The sequence below is a fragment of the Clostridium beijerinckii HUN142 genome, assembly GCF_000621745.1.
In the GTDB taxonomy this organism is placed as follows: Bacteria; Bacillota; Clostridia; order Clostridiales; family Clostridiaceae; genus Clostridium; species Clostridium beijerinckii_A.
In genome coordinates this window covers 53,087-74,454 of the sequence record NZ_JHXK01000025.1, presented here as the reverse complement: position 1 = coordinate 74,454, position 21,368 = coordinate 53,087, and the positions used below count along the sequence as shown (strand labels likewise).

General features: G+C 30.2%; 17 protein-coding genes. 4 read left to right on the top strand and 13 right to left on the bottom strand.

Annotation, left to right across the window (positions count from 1 at the left end):
* Positions 1-105: 105 nt before the first annotated feature.
* From T483_RS0112940 to T483_RS0112925, 4 genes are all read right to left on the bottom strand, one after another.
* On the bottom strand, positions 106-720 hold the full coding sequence (locus T483_RS0112940) for an NUDIX hydrolase (RefSeq protein ID WP_026887236.1): 615 nt from the start codon (positions 718-720) through the stop codon (positions 106-108).
* A 340-nt stretch (positions 721-1,060) separates the two neighbouring features.
* A complete protein-coding gene (locus tag T483_RS0112935) occupies positions 1,061-1,852 on the bottom strand; it encodes an HAD-IIA family hydrolase (RefSeq protein WP_026887235.1) in 792 nt (263 codons plus the stop codon).
* 4 nt (positions 1,853-1,856) lie between these two features.
* Positions 1,857-3,029, bottom strand: a complete 1,173-nt coding sequence (locus T483_RS0112930; protein WP_026887234.1) for a sn-glycerol-1-phosphate dehydrogenase — start codon at positions 3,027-3,029, stop codon at positions 1,857-1,859.
* Between the two features lie 111 nt (positions 3,030-3,140).
* Positions 3,141-5,093, bottom strand: coding sequence for a glycoside hydrolase family 127 protein (locus T483_RS0112925; RefSeq protein ID WP_026887233.1), 1,953 nt, complete (start codon positions 5,091-5,093; stop codon positions 3,141-3,143).
* Positions 5,094-5,281: 188 nt separating this feature from the next.
* Between T483_RS0112925 and T483_RS0112920 the strand changes: the two genes are divergently transcribed.
* Positions 5,282-6,178, top strand: a complete 897-nt coding sequence (locus T483_RS0112920) for an AraC family transcriptional regulator (RefSeq protein ID WP_026887232.1) — start codon at positions 5,282-5,284, stop codon at positions 6,176-6,178.
* 202 nt (positions 6,179-6,380) lie between these two features.
* Positions 6,381-7,304 carry an ArsR/SmtB family transcription factor gene (locus T483_RS0112915; RefSeq protein ID WP_026887231.1) on the top strand — a complete coding sequence of 308 codons (924 nt, stop codon included), beginning with the start codon at positions 6,381-6,383 and terminating at the stop codon, positions 7,302-7,304.
* A gap of 138 nt (positions 7,305-7,442) precedes the next feature.
* Here the strand turns inward: T483_RS0112915 and T483_RS0112910 are convergent, their stop codons facing one another.
* The 5 genes from T483_RS0112910 to T483_RS0112890 all read right to left on the bottom strand — a co-directional run bounded on the left by T483_RS0112910 (position 7,443) and on the right by T483_RS0112890 (position 13,844).
* The gene (locus tag T483_RS0112910; RefSeq protein WP_026887230.1) at positions 7,443-8,870 is read right to left on the bottom strand and encodes an arabinan endo-1,5-alpha-L-arabinosidase; all 1,428 of its coding nucleotides are present in this window, start codon (positions 8,868-8,870) and stop codon (positions 7,443-7,445) included.
* 165 nt (positions 8,871-9,035) lie between these two features.
* Positions 9,036-10,553 (bottom strand): alpha-N-arabinofuranosidase, encoded by a 1,518-nt coding sequence (locus tag T483_RS0112905; RefSeq protein WP_026887229.1) that lies wholly within the window; start codon positions 10,551-10,553, stop codon positions 9,036-9,038.
* Positions 10,554-10,612: 59 nt separating this feature from the next.
* Positions 10,613-11,512, bottom strand: coding sequence for a carbohydrate ABC transporter permease (locus T483_RS0112900; protein WP_026887228.1), 900 nt, complete (start codon positions 11,510-11,512; stop codon positions 10,613-10,615).
* Between the two features lies 1 nt (position 11,513).
* Entirely contained in the window at positions 11,514-12,404 is an 891-nt protein-coding gene (locus T483_RS0112895; protein WP_026887227.1) for a carbohydrate ABC transporter permease, read from the bottom strand.
* 96 nt (positions 12,405-12,500) lie between these two features.
* Positions 12,501-13,844 carry an ABC transporter substrate-binding protein gene (locus tag T483_RS0112890; RefSeq protein WP_026887226.1) on the bottom strand — a complete coding sequence of 448 codons (1,344 nt, stop codon included), beginning with the start codon at positions 13,842-13,844 and terminating at the stop codon, positions 12,501-12,503.
* 579 nt (positions 13,845-14,423) lie between these two features.
* Here T483_RS0112890 and T483_RS0112885 point away from each other — a divergent pair.
* Positions 14,424-15,101 (top strand): YesL family protein, encoded by a 678-nt coding sequence (locus tag T483_RS0112885; protein WP_026887225.1) that lies wholly within the window; start codon positions 14,424-14,426, stop codon positions 15,099-15,101.
* Positions 15,102-15,160: 59 nt separating this feature from the next.
* Here the strand turns inward: T483_RS0112885 and T483_RS0112880 are convergent, their stop codons facing one another.
* The 3 genes from T483_RS0112880 to T483_RS0112870 all read right to left on the bottom strand — a co-directional run bounded on the left by T483_RS0112880 (position 15,161) and on the right by T483_RS0112870 (position 19,340).
* Entirely contained in the window at positions 15,161-15,925 is a 765-nt protein-coding gene (locus tag T483_RS0112880) for an exodeoxyribonuclease III (RefSeq protein ID WP_026887224.1), read from the bottom strand.
* A 322-nt stretch (positions 15,926-16,247) separates the two neighbouring features.
* Positions 16,248-17,093, bottom strand: coding sequence for an AEC family transporter (locus T483_RS29100; protein WP_242841858.1), 846 nt, complete (start codon positions 17,091-17,093; stop codon positions 16,248-16,250).
* Between the two features lie 267 nt (positions 17,094-17,360).
* A complete protein-coding gene (locus tag T483_RS0112870) occupies positions 17,361-19,340 on the bottom strand; it encodes a YgiQ family radical SAM protein (protein ID WP_026887223.1) in 1,980 nt (659 codons plus the stop codon).
* Between the two features lie 366 nt (positions 19,341-19,706).
* Between T483_RS0112870 and T483_RS31610 the strand changes: the two genes are divergently transcribed.
* The gene (locus T483_RS31610) at positions 19,707-19,853 is read left to right on the top strand and encodes a hypothetical protein (protein WP_196244875.1); all 147 of its coding nucleotides are present in this window, start codon (positions 19,707-19,709) and stop codon (positions 19,851-19,853) included.
* 153 nt (positions 19,854-20,006) lie between these two features.
* Here the strand turns inward: T483_RS31610 and T483_RS0112860 are convergent, their stop codons facing one another.
* Positions 20,007-21,362 (bottom strand): PFL family protein, encoded by a 1,356-nt coding sequence (locus T483_RS0112860; RefSeq protein WP_026887222.1) that lies wholly within the window; start codon positions 21,360-21,362, stop codon positions 20,007-20,009.
* Between the last annotated feature and the right edge of the window lie 6 nt (positions 21,363-21,368).

Genomic DNA, 21,368 nt, shown 5'->3' with positions numbered 1-21,368 from the left:
CTCTGGATTTTGTTTGAATTTTTGATCGGGTTGAATTCCGACCAGAATGGCGGTTTCGTCAAAGTTTGGTTGGAATCGCCAGTGTTTAGTGGGAATCGGTGGAGTTTAGTTGTGGGCTACAAAATTCTCCAAAAAATCTTGCAGCATCTCAGCTGTGATTCCCCATATATTATAAGTTTCATATTTATAAAATAAAGATCTATAATTAGCTTCTCTAAATTTATAATTTTCTCGATTAACAATTAAATCATATGGAAATTCTTTGTCTCTTTCAATATTTATTTTATTATTATATACACGAGGCTTATGATCTAAAAGATAAGATAACGGTATATAAAACACATGATCAACCTCATCTTCACTTATCTTTATTTCATCAAGATCTTTAATAATTCCTACATACGGATGAATTATTATGCCATCATACCTTACTATAATATCTAATTCATTTACTATATTAATGCTTTTTACGCCAAGTTCTTCAGATATTTCTCTAAGTGCAGCTTCCTTAGGAGATTCATTTCCATCTATTTTCCCACCTGGAAAGCATATATCTCCTGGCTGGCTCCTTAATTTTTTAGACCTAACTTCAAATAATACATGTACCTCATTATCAATCTCAACTAGTGGAATAATTATAGCTGACCTTCTCATTCTTTTCCAGCCATTAATATATGGTTTCTGATCTTTTAACTTATTCATAATATATTCTAAATTCATATCCTATAATCTCCTCCTATCTAGTTATGTTATAAAAATATTATATCAAAATCATTATCTTAGCGATATGAAAATTATATTCTTCTAATAATTATTATAAACAAATTGTATATAATTAATTAAGCACATAAAATAAATAATAAGTCCAAAACTACTATGGAATGTTATTGTATCTAGCATACATTTTTTCATATGGTATATATTTTTCATCAAGTGACTTACTATAAATTTACCATTTCAGCTCAGATATTACGCCTCATAACATTATAAAAAAGCTGCTAAAAACAAAATTTGAATTTCAATCTTAACAGCTCGTAATTCTTACTTGACTAAAAGTATATTAAAAAGCTAACTTTTCATATAACTCTTTGATTGTACTAAAGCTATATGTTGGTCTAAATTCTGTATCTTTCAAATCTTCCTTTGTTGCTTCTCCAGTAAATACTACAGCTGTATCAACACCACCATTAATACCGCAGGCAATGTCTGTATACAATCTATCTCCTATAACTAAAGTTTGCTCCTTTGTAAATCCAGTTTGTTCTAGACACATTTCCACTATCGTTTTATTAGGCTTTCCAATATATAAAGGTTGTCTTTTAACTGCATTTTCAATCATTTCGCATATTGATCCACAGTCTGGTACAAAACCAAAGCTAGTCGGACAAACAAGATCTGGATTAGTAGCTATATAATCAATATCTCTTGTTGATAGTAATTCACATATATCCTCTATCTTTTTATAATTTAATTCATTGTCAAAGCCTACTACTGCACAAACAATATCTTCATCTTTATCTTCTGTAATATTCAACTCAAATCTTCTTAGTTCTTTAATAAATGATTTTGTTCCAAGAACAAATATTTTTTTATCTTTATATACTTCTTTTAGATATATTGCGGTTGCATAAGATGATGTTACAAAACTTGTTTTATCAACTTTAATTCCAAAATCATCAAACTTCATAATATAATCTTCTATACTTTTTGTTGAATTATTTGTTATAAATATATATTTACCACCTATACTTAAAACATAATCCATAAATTCTAATGTACCATCGATTAATGTGGTATCTAAAGCTATTGTACCATCAATATCTAATAAAAATAATTTTTTATCTTTTAGCATATTATCATTCTCCGTAAAATAAATTCGTTAATTCATTTGCATATTCTTCTAACATATTTTCAGTTTTTGCATATTGCAAAATCGTATATCTAGGTCTGATTTCAAGAGCATGAATTACACTCCTATGAAATAATTCTTTCTCAATTCCTAACGCCTCTGGATTGGACTTAGCTCCAATAGAATTTAATAAATTTATTATTATTTCTGGCACTGGAGTCTCTATCCCAAACCTTTCTTCAATATTAAGTTTTTTATACAACCATGCTGATATTACTGTACCAACTCCAACTGAATTACCATGCAAAGGATGTTCTAATTTTCTTGAAAGCTTATCAATTTCCCAATAATGAGACAAATGGTGTTCTGCTCCTGATGCTGGTCTTGAATTTCCAGAAAGAGTCATTGCTATTCCTGATAGGATAAGTGCTTCCGCTATATATTCTATTGCTTTAACATCTCTCTTAACAGCTCCTTCTATATTTTCAAAACATTTATACATAGCATTTCTTACTAGCTTTTCTGTTGTATCACAAAAATATTCGTTATGAATTATATTAGATAATCTCCAATCAGAAAGTGCTGTATATTTTCCTAGTATATCACCAAATCCAGCGCATATCATCTCAAATGGAGCATCTTTCATAATATTTGAATCAGCTATAATAGCATATGGATTAGTCCCAGGATATGTTACCTTTGCCCCATCAATAATTAGAGGTGATACTGTTGATGCATATCCATCCATTGATGGAGCTGCTCCCATTATAACATAAGGAATATGAGTTTTTGCACTTATTATTCTACATATATCATTAATACTTCCAGATCCCACAGCAACTATAAGCTCTGTTTCATTATTTATTTCAACCAATACTCGTCCAATTGCTTTTTCATCTGGAATTAAATCTCCATAACTAACTAATATAATATTATTTATCTTATAACCTGATTCAGTAAGTTCATTTTCTACACACTTGCCAAGTGCTTTATAAGTATTCTTATCACTTACTAATAAAATTTCTTTTGGTAAAATTTCTTTTGCGACATCTAGAATTCTATTATATACATTTTCTCCAACATAGATATGTTTTATGTCTATTCTATGTTTTTTTCCACAGCTGCAGTCAAACTCCATATCCGCCATTTCCTCTATTGTTTTAGTCAAAATTTCATTCAAAATTAAATCCCTCCTACGTTTATGCTTTTTGCTTTAGGCTCATTTAAAATTATATACTATCTTCAGCTGCATAAACAGCGTACAAGTTATTTAAATTTAAACTTTATTGAACTAAATACATTTTCTCACCCACACTATCATTTCTCCTGGTGCTCTGTTAGCCCATAAATAATATGGAATCCATTTTAACTTCTTTTCATTAAATTCAATTTTAGAATCATATACATATAACTTATCTTTATCACAATCCTGTTCTTTAGCAAGTCGTCCATCACTTTCAAGTACTATTGCGCCACCTAAGAAATCTTTGTCATATTCATAAGTAAATTTAGGATTACTATTTAAATAAACTCTGTGAAGATTAGGTCCATTGTCTTCTTCCTCTAGGCAATAAACAACTGGTCCCCTCATTACAGCAACTTTTCCCATGTCTTCCCTTACATTTATATTTGCTCTAACTATTTCTACAGGCATCTTAAATAAAATGTTAATTTTATCATTATCTTTCCATTTCCTATTAATGTAAGCATATCCATCGACTATACTGCAATTTATCTTTTCTCGGTTAACTTCTATTTCATAATTTCTGCACCATTCAGGAATTCTTAATGCAAATTCAAAGTCAGCTTCTTCCTTCATATTTAAATTAATATCTATACTCTCATCCCATGGGTAGTTTGTCTTAATATTAAATACTACATTCTTTCCAGATAAATCAGCTAAAATTTCTCCTCCCATGTATAAATGCATAAATATTGCATCTTCTCTTAATGTATATGCATAACTTCCTATAGACGTCAAAAGTCTTGCGAGATTAGGAGGGCAGCATGCGCATCCGAACCATTTTTGACGCTCAACTTTTACATGAGCTCGTAAATGATCTTTTTCAGATGCCTCTGGAACCACCTCTAAAGGATTTACATAGAAAAACTTTGTTCCATCAATTGACATTCCACTTATAATTCCGTTATATAAGGCTTTTTCCATTGTATCTGCATATTGTGATTTAGGTTCAATCTCAAGCATTCTCCTTGCAAAGAAAACTAATCCAATGGATGCACAAGTTTCAGCATAAATAGTATCATTAGGTAAATCATAATCATAGGTAAATGCTTCACCATATTGTGATGATCCAATTCCACCTGTTATATACATTTGCTTTTTAGTCATGTTATTCCATAAGCACTTGCAAGCTTCTAAAAGCTCATCATCATTTGTTTCTCTAGCTACATCAGCCATTCCTGAATATAAATATACAGCTCTTACAGCATGTCCTTCTGCAACTTCCTGCTCTTTTACTGGTTTACCTGCTTGATAATATTGATATTTAAAGTAACTATCTTCCCACCAGAACTTATTATTATACTTTTTCCCTTCTTCTTCAAAATATAACGGTGACTTGCCTCTTTCATCTATAAAATATTTTGCTAAATTTAGATATTTTTTATCTTTTTTTATTTTATAGAGTTTAATTAAAGCCAATTCAATTACTTCATGACCTGGATATCCATGCAATTTGCCATCTTCTGGCCCAAATATAGTATCCACATAGTCTACATATTTTACGATTGCATTTAATAACTTATCTTTTCCTGTTGCCTCATAATAAGCTACTGCCCCTTCAATTAAATGACCTAAACAATACAATTCATGATTATCACGTAAGTTTGTCCATCTTTTATCTAATCCGTTTATAATGTAATAAGTATCTAGGTATCCATCTGGCTGCTGTGCCGCACAGACAATATCAATTGCTCCATCTGCAATTCTTTCAAGTCCTTCATCCTTATTCCACATAAGAGAATATCCAACCGCTTCTATCCATTTTGCAAAATCACTATCTTGAAATACAAAACCTTTAAATTCACCTTCCATCATCCCAGCTGCAATCTTAAAATTTTGCATACAATAACTTGGTTCAGCACCTTCTATTCTATCATTCAATGCTTCCCATTGATAAGGAATAACATGAGTTCTTGCTAACTCCATCATCTTCTTCCAAAAATTATCTTTTACATTTATATGATTTATTTGCAAAGGTTTACTAAAAGTATTTGAGTTCATTATTAATTCCTCCTAAATTTATTTTGGGGTGGTTAATTTATTATAATTATCAAAAACTATTTTATTCATTCCTCTAAAATACAAATGCTATTATTTAAGCATATGACTAGCTTTTATACATATAACTATAGTATATTTATTATATAGAAACAACTTTCATTTTACTAGAATAGGTGGTGAAATCCTATATGTTTTATTTTATTTCGGATAATAAATATCCCCTTAATCATTGTTCTAGCGGAAAATTAATAAATAATGAAAATTTTATACATTCTAAAAGAAACCTCGATACTTTTGTTATTCTAATTGGTTGCGAGGGAACTCTATACATTGCACAAGATGATAAAAAATATGAACTTACTCCAAATAAGTTCATTATATTATTTCCTTTTCATACCCACTATGGTTATAAGAAATCTGAAGGGAATCTTTCTTACTATTGGTGTCATTTTAGAATTACTTCTGCTGAATATAAACTTTTAAACTCTGAGCAAATTAAAAATTATATATTTGATCTTGGCAATGAATTAAAAAAAGCTTCTTCAGATGTTTACATTTTACCTGAATATGGTTCAATTTCTTCTGCTGCAAGAACCAGCCTTATTTTTCGTCAACTACTTGATCTATCGAACAAGAAAAGTTATTCTGAATATTTAACCAATTATGCATTAAGCCTATTGGCAATGGAAATTTCTCAAGATTTCATGGATAATATAATTCACCAAAATGAAAAATTATCCAATGCTAATTGCAAAATAAATGAAATTGCAAACTGGATAAATATAAATTATAACTCAAATTTAACTGCACATGAAATTGCTGAAACATTTAACTACAATCAAGATTACCTTTCTTCGGCATTTAAAAAATATACTGGTACGTCACTTTTAAAATACATCAACAAAACAAGAATTTATGCTTCTAAACAACTTCTATTAAACTCGTCTTTCTCAATAAGAGAAATTGCTCTTCAGGTTGGATTTAATGACGATAAGCATTTTATGAAACTTTTCAAAAAATTTGAAGACGTCACACCAACTGAGTATAAAAATGCGTATTTTAGAAAAAACTTGAACAGAAAATAATCTCTCATATTGTGATTTTATTTTAAAAATATTTAAAATGATTATTCACATTTAATCGTTTAAAGGGTATAATAGTCTTAACATAGTACATTATTATTTGATAATTTTGTAACAAACTATAACTTAAGTACAATTTTTCTGAAATTAATATTTCAACATTAATTTCAATTGAATGAATATTAACAGCATAGAGGAGATTATTATGATTCACATTACAAATCTAAAGGAAAGTTTGCCACTTTTCAAAGCTTTAAGTTCGGATGTAAGAATGAATATATTAGAGATTTTATCACAGTATAAGCAATTAAATATGAATGAGTTATCAGAAAAACTTGATTTAACTAATGGCGCAGTTACTATGCATATAAAGAAATTAGAAGAGTGTGGATTAATAAAAACAACTAATTTAACTGGAAAACATGGATTACAAAAGATTTGCTCTCTTCATGAAGATAAATTTGTAATTGATATTGGTAAACAGGACGTTGAAAATTCATATTACATAGATTTAAGTATCGGTCACTATTCTAATTATGATATTACCCCTACATGCGGAATAGCGACTAAAGATAGTATTATAGGCGAAGTAGATAATCCAAATTACTTTGCTGATCCCGAAAGAATTAATGCGGATATTCTTTGGTTTACTAAAGGAAGTATAGAATATAGAATTCCCAACTATCTAAAACCAAATGAAGTATTTTCTGAATTGCAAATATCTATGGAAATAAGTTCAGAAGCTCCTGGAGTATGTAGCATTTGGCCATCCGACATACATTTCTATTTAAATAATATTAATGTTGGAAGTTGGACCAGTCCTGGAGATTTCGGTGATAGTAAAGGAATTTTAACTCCATCTTGGTGGAATCCCCATTGGAATCAATACGGATTATTAAAACTTTTAAGCATAAACTCCTTTGGAACATTTATTGATGGAATAAAAATTTCAGATGTCACCTTAGAAGATTTGGAATTAAACTATAAAAGTGATATTCTTTTAAAGTTAGCTGTTCCTGAAGAAACAAAACATGTTGGTGGATTAACTATCTTTGGAAAAAACTTTGGAAATTACAATCAAGGTATAAGCGTGAGACTTGTTTATAACACATTAACTCAACAAGATTAGTAATAAACCGTATATCTATCCAAAACATATGTATTTTTTATAAAAAAGAACATGAATGAATAGAAAGTTATTTCTTATTCATTCATGTTGTTTTTTTCTATTGAAAATTTCTTTACAATCTGTATAGGTCTTCTTATATTACCTCATAAGTTTCCCCCATAGAGATATTCCATTACTATCAATAGCTGTGAATACTATTGTCTGCTTTTTATTTTCCCAATCCCATGATGGTATTACTTTCCCACTATACTCTATTTTTTCACCGTTACTATTAGTCAGTTCAATATAAATATTATTATCACCATCTAATTCCCATTTTCCTGATTGTTTTTCGTTCTTTATTTTTCCATTACTCGCAAATTCATATTGTTCTGAAGGTATTATTTTATTATTATTTTTATCCTGTAATATTACTTGCCAATTTCCTATAAGAGCATTTTTTTCAATAGCCTGTTCTTTTTCTCCAGTATACCTTTCTGGTGATACTATAGGCCATCCATCTTCCGACCAAAGAATTTTCCTAACATTCAAATAGAACCAATCTTTATTTTTCTCTGTTCTCACATGGTGAACTATATAGTAATTTCCATTATCGTTTAATATAGAATTATGTCCTGGTGCCATCCAGCCTTCACTATCACCAAATTTATATCCCCCTAAAATTTTATTTCCAATTTCATCTGGTTTTGAATTTGATATATCAGTCATATCATTTCCGTTACTGTCTAGATAAGGTCCTTCTATATTATCGGCACGGCCCACTCTAACATTGTAATCTGAAGATAATGACCCATATGAAACAAATAAATAATATTTCTTTTGTTCTTCATTATAAATAATATATGGCCCTTCAACAGCACCGCTTACAGCTGCATCTCTTTTAGATATATTTTTTCCCTTATCATTTAGATTTAGTGGCTTTCCTGTATTTTTATCAAGCTTTACAACATATATGCCACTCCAAAAAGAACCATATGACATCCACATTTGGCCATCCTTATCATACACTATATTGGGGTCTAAAGCATTTCTATCTTCCCCTTGATTAGTTTTTAACACAAGACCTTGATCCTCCCATGGACCTTCTATTGATTTGCTCTTAAATAATCCAATATAAGATCTATTTTTCCCAAAACTTGATGTGCAGTAATATAGATAATATTGATCTCCTACCTTTGTTACCTCAGGAGCCCATATTCCTTGAGCATTGCTCCATTTTTTCGCTTCTTCGGGTATCCCCTTTAAAGCTTGACCAATAAATTCCCAATTGATCAAATCTTTAGATTTTCTGACTTGTATCCCTGGGGTTGCCGGTCCTCCTACTCTTGCATCAGTAGAAAATACATAATATGTATCTTTATCTTTATATATAGATGGATCATGAGCTCCTAAAGTTCCCCAATTACTTTTATCTAGAACTATACTCGAATCTCTTAATTCCTCTATTTTAGGGTTCTCTGGAAAATTAATTTTTGCTAGGATGTTTTCATTATTTTGCTTTGATGAACATCCTATAATTCCAATTACAGACAATAATGCAGTTACAACTAAAATATGCTTTTTCATCTTTTCACTCCCATTTCTAATAATAAAATAGGATTTAGCACACTAAAATTATGTACTAAATCCTAAGTTCTATAAACCAAGTGAATTCAACAAATATAATCTATTTGGGTTATATAACATAATACTTTAAGCAATGTTATTTATATGGAATTTAAATATAATAAATTATTTGTTCTTTCCTAAGCGAATTACATTCCAAGATGCTTTTTCTAAAGCTGAAGTTACAATTCCATCCACTAACTCACTTCTATCTACAGTTTTTGGAGTCACAGCCTCACCTTTTGCTGAGTTTACTATTTTCATGTTATCATGCTCTAGTACAATATGTTCAATTATTTTAAAATCGCCAAAGCTTCTTACATCGCAAGTTAATTCAATATCTTCTTTTAGATTACGATTAACCGCAAATATGGTAACTTCCTCTTTTTCTTCATTGTACACTGCTATCGATTCAACATCAGTTACATCTGTAAAATCTATAGTATCATGTTTTGGCGAAGAAAGTACTGGTTGTAGAGCAACACCTCTACCGTATTTTGAAGCATGTAAATATGGATAATAGATAGTTTGCTTCCATGCTGGTCCATTTTCTTCCGTCATAATTGGTGCAATTACATTAACCAACTGTGCTAAACATGCCATTTTAACTCTATCAGAATGTTTCATTAAGACAATTAACATCAATCCAACTAAAAGAGCATCTTCAAAATTATACATATCTTCTAAAAGTGCAGGTGCTTTTTGCCATGGATGATTTTTCATTATATCATCATCATCTTGATTAGAATGGAACCATACATTCCACTCATCAAAGCTTAAATTCATAGTTTTTTTACTACGCTTTTTAGCTTTTATATAATCGCAAGTTGCAGTAACTGTTTTAATAAAATGTTCCATATCAACACTTTGTGCTAAGAAGTTGGAAGTATCATTAAATCTATTTCCGTAGTATTGATGAAGAGATACAAAATCTGCGACTTCATAAGTATGATCTAAAGTTGTTGCCTCCCACTCTGGAAATGTTGGCATTGCTGTATTTGAACTCCCACATGAAACCAACTCAATTTCTGGATCAATTAACTTCATAGCTTTACCTGTTTCTAAAGCTAATCTTCCATATTCAGTAGGAGTTTTATGACCAATTTGCCATGGTCCGTCCATTTCGTTTCCTAAACACCATGTTTTAATCTTATGTGGTTCTTTAACACCATGTTTTATTCTTAAATCACTATATTTTGTTCCGCTAGTATGATTACAATATTCTAAAAGGTTACATGCATCTGCAATTCCTCTTGTTCCAAGGTTAACAGCCATCATTACTTCTGACCCAACAGCATTAGTCCATTTAGAAAATTCATTTAATCCTATTTCATTAGTCTCTAGACTTCTCCAAGCTAGTTCCAACCTTTTAGGTCTATCTTCTATAGGCCCTACGCTATCTTCCCAAAAGAAATTTGATACAAAATTTCCACCTGGATATCTTATAATTGGAACATCTAATTCCTTTACTAACTCCATTACATCTTTACGGAATCCGTTTTCATCAGCCGACATATGATCCGGCTGATAAATCCCTCCATACACAGCTCTTCCTAAATGTTCTATGAAAGAACCATAAATTCTTTTATCTATTTCGGATATTTTAAAATCTTTATCTACTACCATTTTTGCTTTTTTTGCCATTAGAACTCATCTCCTTAAATATTTAGGTTGAACTTTTTTAGTCCTTTGTAAAACTAACATTACCCTTTTACCGCTCCTGCTGTCATACCATCAACAAAGTATTTTTGGAAGCACATAAATAATATGAATATTGGTAAGATTGATAAGAAAGAACCAACGAATAATAAGTTAAAGTTATTTCCATAAGGAGTCAATAGTGTATTTAAACCTATCGGTAAAGTGAATTTTGAAGCATCCTTCAACACTAACATTGGCCACAACAAGTTGTTCCAGCTACCCATAGCATTTAAAATTGCCATTGCTGCAAAGGATGGTTTCATGATTGGTAATATTAATCTAAAGAAAATCCCATACTCTGATGCTCCATCTATTCTTCCCGCTTCAACAAGATCCTTAGGTATTCCAGTTAAGTATTGTCTGAAGAAAAATATTGTTCCGGCCTTTGCTATATCAGGCAAAATAATACCTGCATAGCTATTTGTTAAATGCATAGCACTTACTTGACTATAAAGAGGTAACATTAATATTTCAAAAGGTACCATCATAACAAACAATACACAAACAAATAAGAAATTCTTGCCTTTAAAATCATACATTGCAAATCCATATGCAACAAATGCACTGATAAATAATTGAAGTGCTACTTGCCCTATTGTTAAAAACAAACTGTTAAAAAACCAAGTAAAGAAACTATTCTTTTCTGTAAATAAAATTGTATAGTTTTTAAGAGACATTTTTGCAATATCAATTGATGCGTCCATACCATTTGCAACTACTACTGCACCATCTTTAAAAGTTGATATTAAAAGCGTATAAAAAGGAAATAGTATTACTATTGCTATTACAGCAAATAATATAAATATCGATATTCTTGTGGGTATATTTTTTCCTTGTCCTGCTATATTTCGAGTATTCTTTATAGTACTTTTTCTATTATTTAAACTCATATTGCTTTGCATACTAATCCTCCTTCTTAAATGTCCCATTTAACTTTAATTGCACCATGTTAATAGCCATTCCTATAACAAATAATACTAAACCTACAGCCGATGCATAACCCATCGCATTCTTTTCAATACCTTGTCTATATAAGTATCCAACAATTGTAAGGCCTATATTGTTTGGTGAATTATTTCCATTAAACACCATGTAACTTTCTATAAACATTGCAAGACCTGCGTATATAGATATAGTAAGTACATAAATAGTTGTTGGTTTAAGTTGAGGTATTGTAACATATCTAAACTTTTGCCAAGTACTTGCTCCATCAATATCTGCTGATTCATATAATTCTTCTGGAATATTTTTCAATCCTGATAAGAAATATAACATGTTAACTCCTGTCCATCTCCAACATGCTAAAACTAACAATACAATAAAGCCTGTAGTTCCGTTTTTAAGCCATTTATATGGATCCATTCCGAATACCGCAACTAACTGATTCATTAAAGAAGTAGCTTGTTCTCCAAAACTAAATCTAAATACTATACCTGCAACAGCAACAGATGTTAAAGCCGGTAAATATAATGACGCTTTAAAGAACTCCCTACCTACCATTAATTTACTATTTATTATACATGCAAGTATCATTGGAATTGGAATAAGTAATATTAGTGTCCATACCATATACTTAACACTATTCCATAATGCAACTAGAAAAACCTTATCTCCTAGTAACTTCGTATAATTATCTAATCCAACAAATTTTCTTGACCCAGGTAATACATTTTGAAAACTCATTATAATTGTATTTATCATTGGAGAAACAAAAAATATTAAAAATACAAGAATAAATGGCAATATAAATACATACGGTGCTGCTTTTTTGTTATATATAAATCCCTTAAACATTGCTTAACTTCCTCCTATTACACACTTAAGTAATACAGAGAAGCCATTTTCTAGCTTCATATTTTCACAAAATAGCCTCTCTGTATAGTTATCTAATTATTTTAATTCATTCTCTACTTGTTGTTGTGCTTCATCTAACGATTGTTTTATATCTTTTTTATCTTCAAATATGCTATTTAATGTAACTGTACATAAAACATTGTTTATGTTAGGCATAGCTTCATTTGATTTAATTAATGAAATTTCATTCTTAATTTCATTTAATGTATCAAAAGGATTAGTTTTGAAGTATTTTATAAACTTGTTATCTTTGTTTTGAGTAAGTTCTTTATTGCTCCATAAATCTGTGTTTATTGGATCAAATCCCAAGTCATCCCATATAGCCTTTTCTCCATCTTCAGAAAGTTTAGCATACGCTATGAATTCTTTAAGATTTTGTTTGTTTTTAGCATTTTTAGTTACAACTGTACCTGTACCACCTAGACCTACAGAACGTGGTTGACCTTTTTCAAATACTGGAGCTGGAGCAATTGCCCATTTACCTGCTTGGTCAGGCATATATTGTAAGAATCTTGACATATACCACATAGCTTTAACTACAACTGCATAGTCTCCATTGTTTATTGCAGCTTCAGCATCTGTTTGGTCAGGTTGTCCACCAGGAATGGTGGCTATAGCATGAGAATCTTGCATATCTCTCAAAGTAGTAAGAGCTTTAACCATTTGAGGACTGTTTAATTGTGGCTTTCCATTTTCATCAGTATAATCAGATTTTTGTTCTGCTAACATAAGACTTGTTTGCCAAGTAGCACTTGTATCAGCTGTACCAAAATTTTTACCAGTTGCAGCATAATATTTTTCCCCTGCTTTTTTGAAATCATCCCAAGTTACTATAGATTTATAATCAATACCTGCTTTTTCTAAAAGCTCAGTGTTGTAATATGCAACAGTTGCACCAACATGATAATCAAATCCATATACATGATTATCTTTACTATAAAGTGCAACACGCGATTGAACCACTTTGTCCTTATAAGGGGCAAAAACATCGTCAAGTGGCTCTAATTGTGGATCTCCTTTTAAGAAATTAGGGAATTTACCTAATTCTATATCACACGCATCCGGAGCACCTTGTCCGGACAAGAGAGCAGATTGTAATTTGTTATGCATATCGTCGTAAGGAAGAACCGTAAATTTAATATTAAGTTTCTTTTCAGGATTCTTTTCATTCCATTTGTCTAGCATTTTTTGAAAGAATTGTGCATGCATATCAACAAATGTCCACATTTCCAATTGATCACCAGAAGATGCAGATTCATTTCCACCTCCGTTCGAACTACTACTTGCAGTATTTCCACCACACCCAATTAACATTGTTGCTGCAAGTGATGTTGTGACTACAACTGTTGCAAGTTTCTTTAATATTTTTACACTTTTCATTTTTTTACCTCCTATTTTTTCCAAATGAAGTTAATATATTTAGTGAACATCATTTCTCTTTAGTTAATTTAATATATTTCTAAAAAGAATAATGATCAAAATACTCGTCCTCTTTTATGAATATATCTTTAAATATATTTCATATATAACATCTCGCATTTTTATTTTAAATAATATTAAAACAAAAAACATTCATTTATGCTTGCTAAATATATATTTATTATTTATTTTTTCTTTCTTTGTTAAATACTTGATAAAATCGACTTGAGTAACCCTTTTCATTTCTATTATTTCAAATCTTTATTTATTCTTATACATTTATTATATACTTATCTATATCAAAGTCAATAGTTTTATATTATATTTCATTGAATTATTTTAGAATTATTTAAATTATAAATAGACTTTTTTATACATTTTTTTAAACACATATTATAATAAGCTAGTTTTTAATACTATGTAAATGTTTTTATAATCTTGAACTTTAAATTTTCAAATGATATACTATCTTTAAACTTATCTAAAATAAATGTAGCTATAATATTTAAGATAAAACTTTATATAAGGAGATTGATTATTATGAAACTATTAACCCCAAATTTTGATAGAGAAGGCCCTAGTGTGGAAAAGGACGAGCCTGAAAAAGAAGGTATTCACTTATTTTTCGAATTATTTACCATGAGATTTTGGGATATAATTAAGTTGAATTGTATCTTCGTTTTATATTCTCTTCCTATTATTACGATTGGTCCTGCTCTTGGTGCTATGACTTCAATTTTAATGGCCATAATTCAAAGAAAGCATACTTATATTTTTTCAGATTTCCATGAAGCCTTTAAAAACAATTGGAAACAATCATTAGTTGGTGGATTAATAATATTAATCACATTTTCATTTTTAGGTATTTCGCTATTCTTTTATTTAAAATTAGCTCAAGAGAAACCTATTTTTTATTTAATCTTCTACCTATGCCTTTTTATTACGATTTTACTTGGACTAGCATCTATGTATATTTATCCATTGCTTACTACTATTTCTCTTACTCTAAAAGATGTTTTTAAAAATTCTATATTACTCTGCATTGTATGTATAAAAAACACTTTGCTTTGCGAGCTAGCTTGTGTTCTAATATTAGGGCTTCATATTTTCTTTTTCCCTATATCATTTCCGCTTTTCTTAATATTGACATTTGGAATGTTATCTTTCATTTCTAGTTTTACTGCCTGGATAGGCATAAAAAGATTTATTGTACAATAATAAAAAACAAAGCATAATCACCTACTCAAATATAGTAATTATGCTTTGTTTTTTATTTATTATAGATTAATTGTCAGTTCAACAGGACAATGGTCCGATCCCATTACTTCCATATGAATTTTTGCATTTTCTAATTTATCCTTTAAACTTTCTGAAACTAAAAAATAATCTATTCTCCATCCGGCATTATTAGCTCTAGCATTAAATCTATATGACCACCATGAATACATCTCTTCTTTGTCAGGATAAAAATATCTATATGTATCTATAAATCCAGCGTCTAATAGTTCAGCAATCTTAGATCTTTCTTCATCTGTAAATCCAGCATTTTTTCTGTTAGATTTGGGATTTTTAAGATCTATCTCTTTATGAGCAACATTTAAATCTCCGCAAATTATTACAGGCTTATTTTTTTCAAGTTCCTTTAAGTAACTTCTAAATACATCTTCCCATACCATTCTATAGTCAAGTCTTTCTAGTGCCTGCTTAGAATTAGGAGTATAAACATTTACTAAATAGAAATTATTATATTCTAAAGTAAGTACTCTACCCTCGTTATCATGTTCTTCTATTCCAATACCTCTTTTTACAGTTAATGGCTCCTCTTTTGTAAATACAGCTGTGCCTGAATAACCTTTTTTTTCAGCATAATTCCAGTAACTTGTATATCCATCTAATTCTAAATCTATTTGACCTTCTTGAAGTTTACTTTCTTGTATGCAAAATATATCAGCATCTATTTCCTCAAAATATTGTAAAAAGCCTTTTTTTACACAGGCTCTTAACCCATTTACATTCCATGAGATTAGTTTTTTCAATTCCATCTCCTCCTTAAACTCTTAAATGATAATTATTATTATATAATATTTTAGAAATATTATCTATATATATTGCAATTATGTTTCCAGATTCTATTAGACTTATTTGAATACTTGGGACTATAGAGTTTTAAATGTGGATTTATTATTGGATCATGTGCATTATGTTAGTGAACAAATTACTATATAACAAAAAAACCACGCACTTTTTAAAGTTTAGTGGTTTAATTTTCTTATCAGAAAAATACTCTTTTTTGATCATACTAATTAATAATAAATAATAATAAAGTTATTATAACTATACTTATGGGTATACATAAAGAATTTACTACACCAGATAACCCTTCATCACATTTACACCTAGCCGTAAAGACTGGTGCAAGAACAGGAATCGGACCAAATACAAAATAACTAGTACATGCTTAATTTCCATAGAAAACGGCACAAAAAAATAAATAACAACTGCAAATATTGATGCAAACAAATAACGTATACTTATAATTGAAGCAACTTTAATCAACTGTTCTTTGCGAAATTTGCATTCAAAAACCATTCCAATCATAAGCATGGACAAAAAAGCATTTCCTGCACTTAAATTTGATGTTATTGTATATATCATCTGCGGCAACTTAATACCTGTAATTGTCACGATAAACATAAGCATATAAGTATCAAAAGGTACAGATGAGAAAATTTTTCTAAGAAAGGCTCTAATACTTTGGTCATTTCCTTCACCAACAACGCCTGATGCAAGTGCGTATGTACCTCCTGTACACATAATTGAATTACCTATATCAAAGAGACTTGTTATCCCGACAGCATATGGTCCCATAAAGCTCTGCACATATGGAAGGGTAAAACATCCTATATTGTATCCAGCTAAATTTAACATATTAAAAGCTTTTTCTTTATTATCCTTATTCCTTGCCAAAGCAAAGCCAATAAGAGACATTATAATGTTTCCTAAAAATCCAAGCAGAATAATAAAAAGCATTGATGTATCCATTTTAAAATTTGCAAATCCAGTAATAAGTGCGCACGGTAAAGTAATATTCATTATAATTTTGGTTATAATTTTATAGTCTTTAGGTCCAAAAACCCCTATCCTTTTAAAACTATATCCTATTGCAATAATCAGTATAAAGCTAAATGCTTTTATTAAAATATCCCCCATTTTTACCCCTTTCTCTTAATTGTGCTAGATAATAAAAATCTACATCTAGCATTCTAATACGTTAACTACCGAATTAGTACCAAAATGTAGAAAATCAACTTTAGTATATATGTAAATACATACTAAAAAAATTAATAGTATATCCTTAATTTTAATATATATTATCGATAAAATTAACAAATTGCTACAACTCATGAACTAAATATCAGATCTCGCAAAAATATGTCCTTCTTTCATTGCAGCAATTTTACAAAACTATTTACTATTTTATCTTTTCTTAGTAGTTTTCTTTTTGCCATTTAGCGAATTCTTTTCTTTTGTTTTCTTACCATTTTCCCTTCTATCAGAAACTTTATTACTCTTCAATCTATCTGAAGTCTTTCTCTTATTAGTTCCTTGGCTTTCATTACCTCTATAAATGCTTGAATTATATGATTTTACACTTTTGTTTTTGTCTTTTATAAGGCACTTTGGACCATTTCCAATTAAATCCGTTCTCCCTGCTTGTGTTAATGCTTCATAGACCAATGTATAGTACTTTGGATTCTTATATTGAAGCAAAGCCCTTTGCATAGCTTTTTCATGCTTAGTTTTTGGCACGTAAACTTCTTTCATTGTCATAGGATCTAAACCTGTGTAATACATAGTTGTAGCTAATGTACCTGGTGTTGGATAAAAATCTTGTACTTGCTCTGGTTGGTAATTAATATCTCTTAGGTACTCAGCAAGTTCAATTGCAGATGCCAACGTGCTTCCTGGGTGTGATGACATTAAATATGGAATTATATATTGTTTTTTACCAAGCTTTTTTGTTATTTTTTCAAACTTATCTACGAATTTATTATAAGTTTCTCCGGCAGGTTTACCCATATATTTTAATACATCTTTTGAAACATGTTCAGGTGCAACTTTCAATTTTCCACTTACATGATGCTCTACTAATTCTTTGAAAAAAGTATCATCTTTATCAGCCATAATATAATCATATCTAAGGCCCGAGCGTACAAATGCCTTTTTAACCTTTGGTACTTTCCTTATAGATCTTAATAAGTCTAAATATTCAGTATGATCTACATCCATATTCTTACATACACCTGGTGATAAGCACTCTTTACTTTTGCACGCTCCAAAAGCTAACTGCTTAGAACAAGCTGGCTTTCTAAAGTTTGCAGTCGGCCCTCCTACATCATGAATATATCCTTTGAAATCGGGAAGTTTTGTAATATCTTCAACTTCTTGCAGTATTGATTCTTTACTTCTACTTTGAACAACTCTTCCTTGATGAAAAGTTATAGCACAAAATTTGCAATCTCCAAAACATCCTCTTGAACTTACTGTACTAAATTTAACTTCTTCAATTGCAGCTATACCGCCTTTTCCTTCATAAACAGGATGATATTCTCTCATATATGGAAGTCCATATACTTCATCTAATTCCTGTCTAGTTAAAGGCGCTTCTGGAACATTTTGTACTACATATTTACTTCCATGCTTTTGCACAATAATATGACCTCGGACCGAATCTTGTTCTTCATATTCTACTTTGCTTGCTTCTGCATATTTATATCTATCTGTAGATACTTCTTTATATGAAGGAATTTCAATATAATCTTGTATATCCTCTAGACTTTCGGTAGCATAAGAGGTGCCTCTAAGATAAGTTATATCTTTTGCTCGCACATTATTCTTCAAACTTTCTGCAACTGCTGCTATTTGCTTTTCTCCCATACCATAAATCAGCAAGTCAGCTGTGCTATCAATTAATATTGATTTTCTAACTTTATCACTCCAATAATCATAATGAGCAAATCTTCTAAGACTTGCTTCTATTCCTCCTATTACAATATTTATATCCTTATAAGCTTCTCTTATCTTATTACAATAAACAATTGTTGCTCTATCAGGCCTAAGTCCCATTTGTCCACCTGGAGAATAAAGATCTTTTTCTCTCATTCTTTTGCTTACAGTATAATGATTAACCATAGGATCCATGTTTCCACCATTAACCAGAAAAGCATATTTAGGCTTCCCAAATCTCTGAAAATCATAAAGATTGTTCCAATCTGGTTGTGGTATTATCCCAACTTTATATCCATTTGCTTCAAGTACTCTTGAAATAATTGCAGTACCAAAACTATGATGGTCAATATACGCATCAGCCGTAACAATTATAAAATCTAATTGTTCCCAATCTCTTTCTCTCATATCTTTTTTGCTTATGGGCAAAAATTTCCTTTCATTTGTCATATCTTCACCTACTTATTCTTCTTATAGTTTAAATCAAAAAAAATCATACACACCTTATTTTCTCTTTGCCTATTATAACATAAAGATATCAAATTCTAAATCTGTATTATGTTATTTATTAATTTAATGTCTCTTTTAACATTATTTTTAATTATTCTAATATTAAAATACTTTATTAAAATGGCCCCAAACCAGTATATACACCCTTCTAAATCTAATTTACATAAATTTTTAATATCAAAAATATAACAAGTAATATTCTTATAGATAATTTTATTTTTAATTTTAATATGTAACAATTTTTAATTATGTTTAATATATTATTAATATAACAAATGATATAGATTAACAAAGGAGAAATGAACTATGAGCAGATGCTGTTATAACAGATGTTGCAATAATTGCTGTGGATACAATTACGGAAACTTTTGTGGATACGGTGGTTATGGCGGATATGGTGGATATGGTTTTAATAATGCATGGGCATTATGGCCACTATTATTCTTATTATAAAACAACTAACTAATTTTATTCTGTAAGGCTATTTTACACCTCGATATCACAAAAGAAAAGATTTCTATAATTGCTTATTTTAGAAATAATATGGAATATGAAATAAGACCTAAAGATATATTAACTATCTTATAGGTCTTATTTTTATGTTTATTAATTTTTAAATGAATGTATAGGTGCTGGAATCCTTCCACCTCTTTGAGCAAATAATTCTGATGATTTACCATTTACCCTCATTACAGGTGCCCTACCTAACAATCCACCGAATTCTACCATGTCCCCTACTTTACATCCTGGTGCTGGTATAATTCTAACAGCTGTAGTCTTATTATTTATCACTCCAATTGCAGCTTCATCAGCTATCATTCCTGCAATAGTAGATGCTGGAGTATCTCCAGGAATTGCAATCATATCAAGACCAACTGAACATACACATGTCATTCCTTCTAATTTTTCTAAATTTAATGATCCACTTATAACTGCATCAATCATACCCGCATCTTCAGATACTGGAATAAAAGCTCCACTTAGGCCTCCAACATGGCTACATGCCATAACTCCACCTTTTTTAACTGCATCGTTAAGCATAGCAAGTGCTGCAATTGTACCATGAGTTCCAACTTGTTCTAGTCCTATTTCTTCTAGAATTTCTGCAACCGAATCACCAACGGCTGGTGTTGGTGCTAAAGATAAGTCAACTATACCAAAAGGTACATCTAATCTTCTAGACGCTTCGTTAGCAACTAGTTCTCCCATCCTTGTAACTTTAAATGCAGTTTGCTTAATTGTTTCAGCAACAACATCAAAAGATGCTCCTCTTACTTTCTCAAGTGCTCTCTTAACAACTCCTGGTCCGCTTACACCAACATTTATAATTCTCTCAGCTTCTCCAACTCCGTGGAAAGCTCCTGCCATAAAAGGATTATCTTCTACTGCATTTGCAAATACAACTAACTTAGCGCAACCAAAACCTTTTTGATCTTTTGTAAGTTCTGCAGTTCTCTTTATAACATCTGCCATATCTCTTACAGCGTTCATGTTTATTCCTGATTTTGTACATCCTACATTAACTGACGCACAAACTTTTTTTGTTACTGCTAAAGCTTCTGGAATTGAACTTATTAAAATCTTATCACCTTTTGTACAGCCTTTTTGAACTAATGCTGAAAATCCACCTAAGAAATCTATTCCAAGTGTCTCTGCTGCTCTATCTAAAGTTCTTGCAAATTCAACATAGCTAGTTTCATTAGTAGCTCCAGCAATTATTGACATAGGAGTTATTGAAACTCTTTTATTTACTATTGGAATACCAAACTCTGTTTCTATTTGCCTTCCAACCTCTACTAAATGCTCTGCAGATTTTGTAATTTTATCATATATCTTAATTCTAGCTTTATCTCCATCTGGATCTATACAATCAAGCAAGGATATTCCCATTGTTATAGTTCTAACGTCAAGTTTTTCTTCCTCAATCATTTTTATCGTTTCAAGTATATTATTAGTATTCATAAGCCC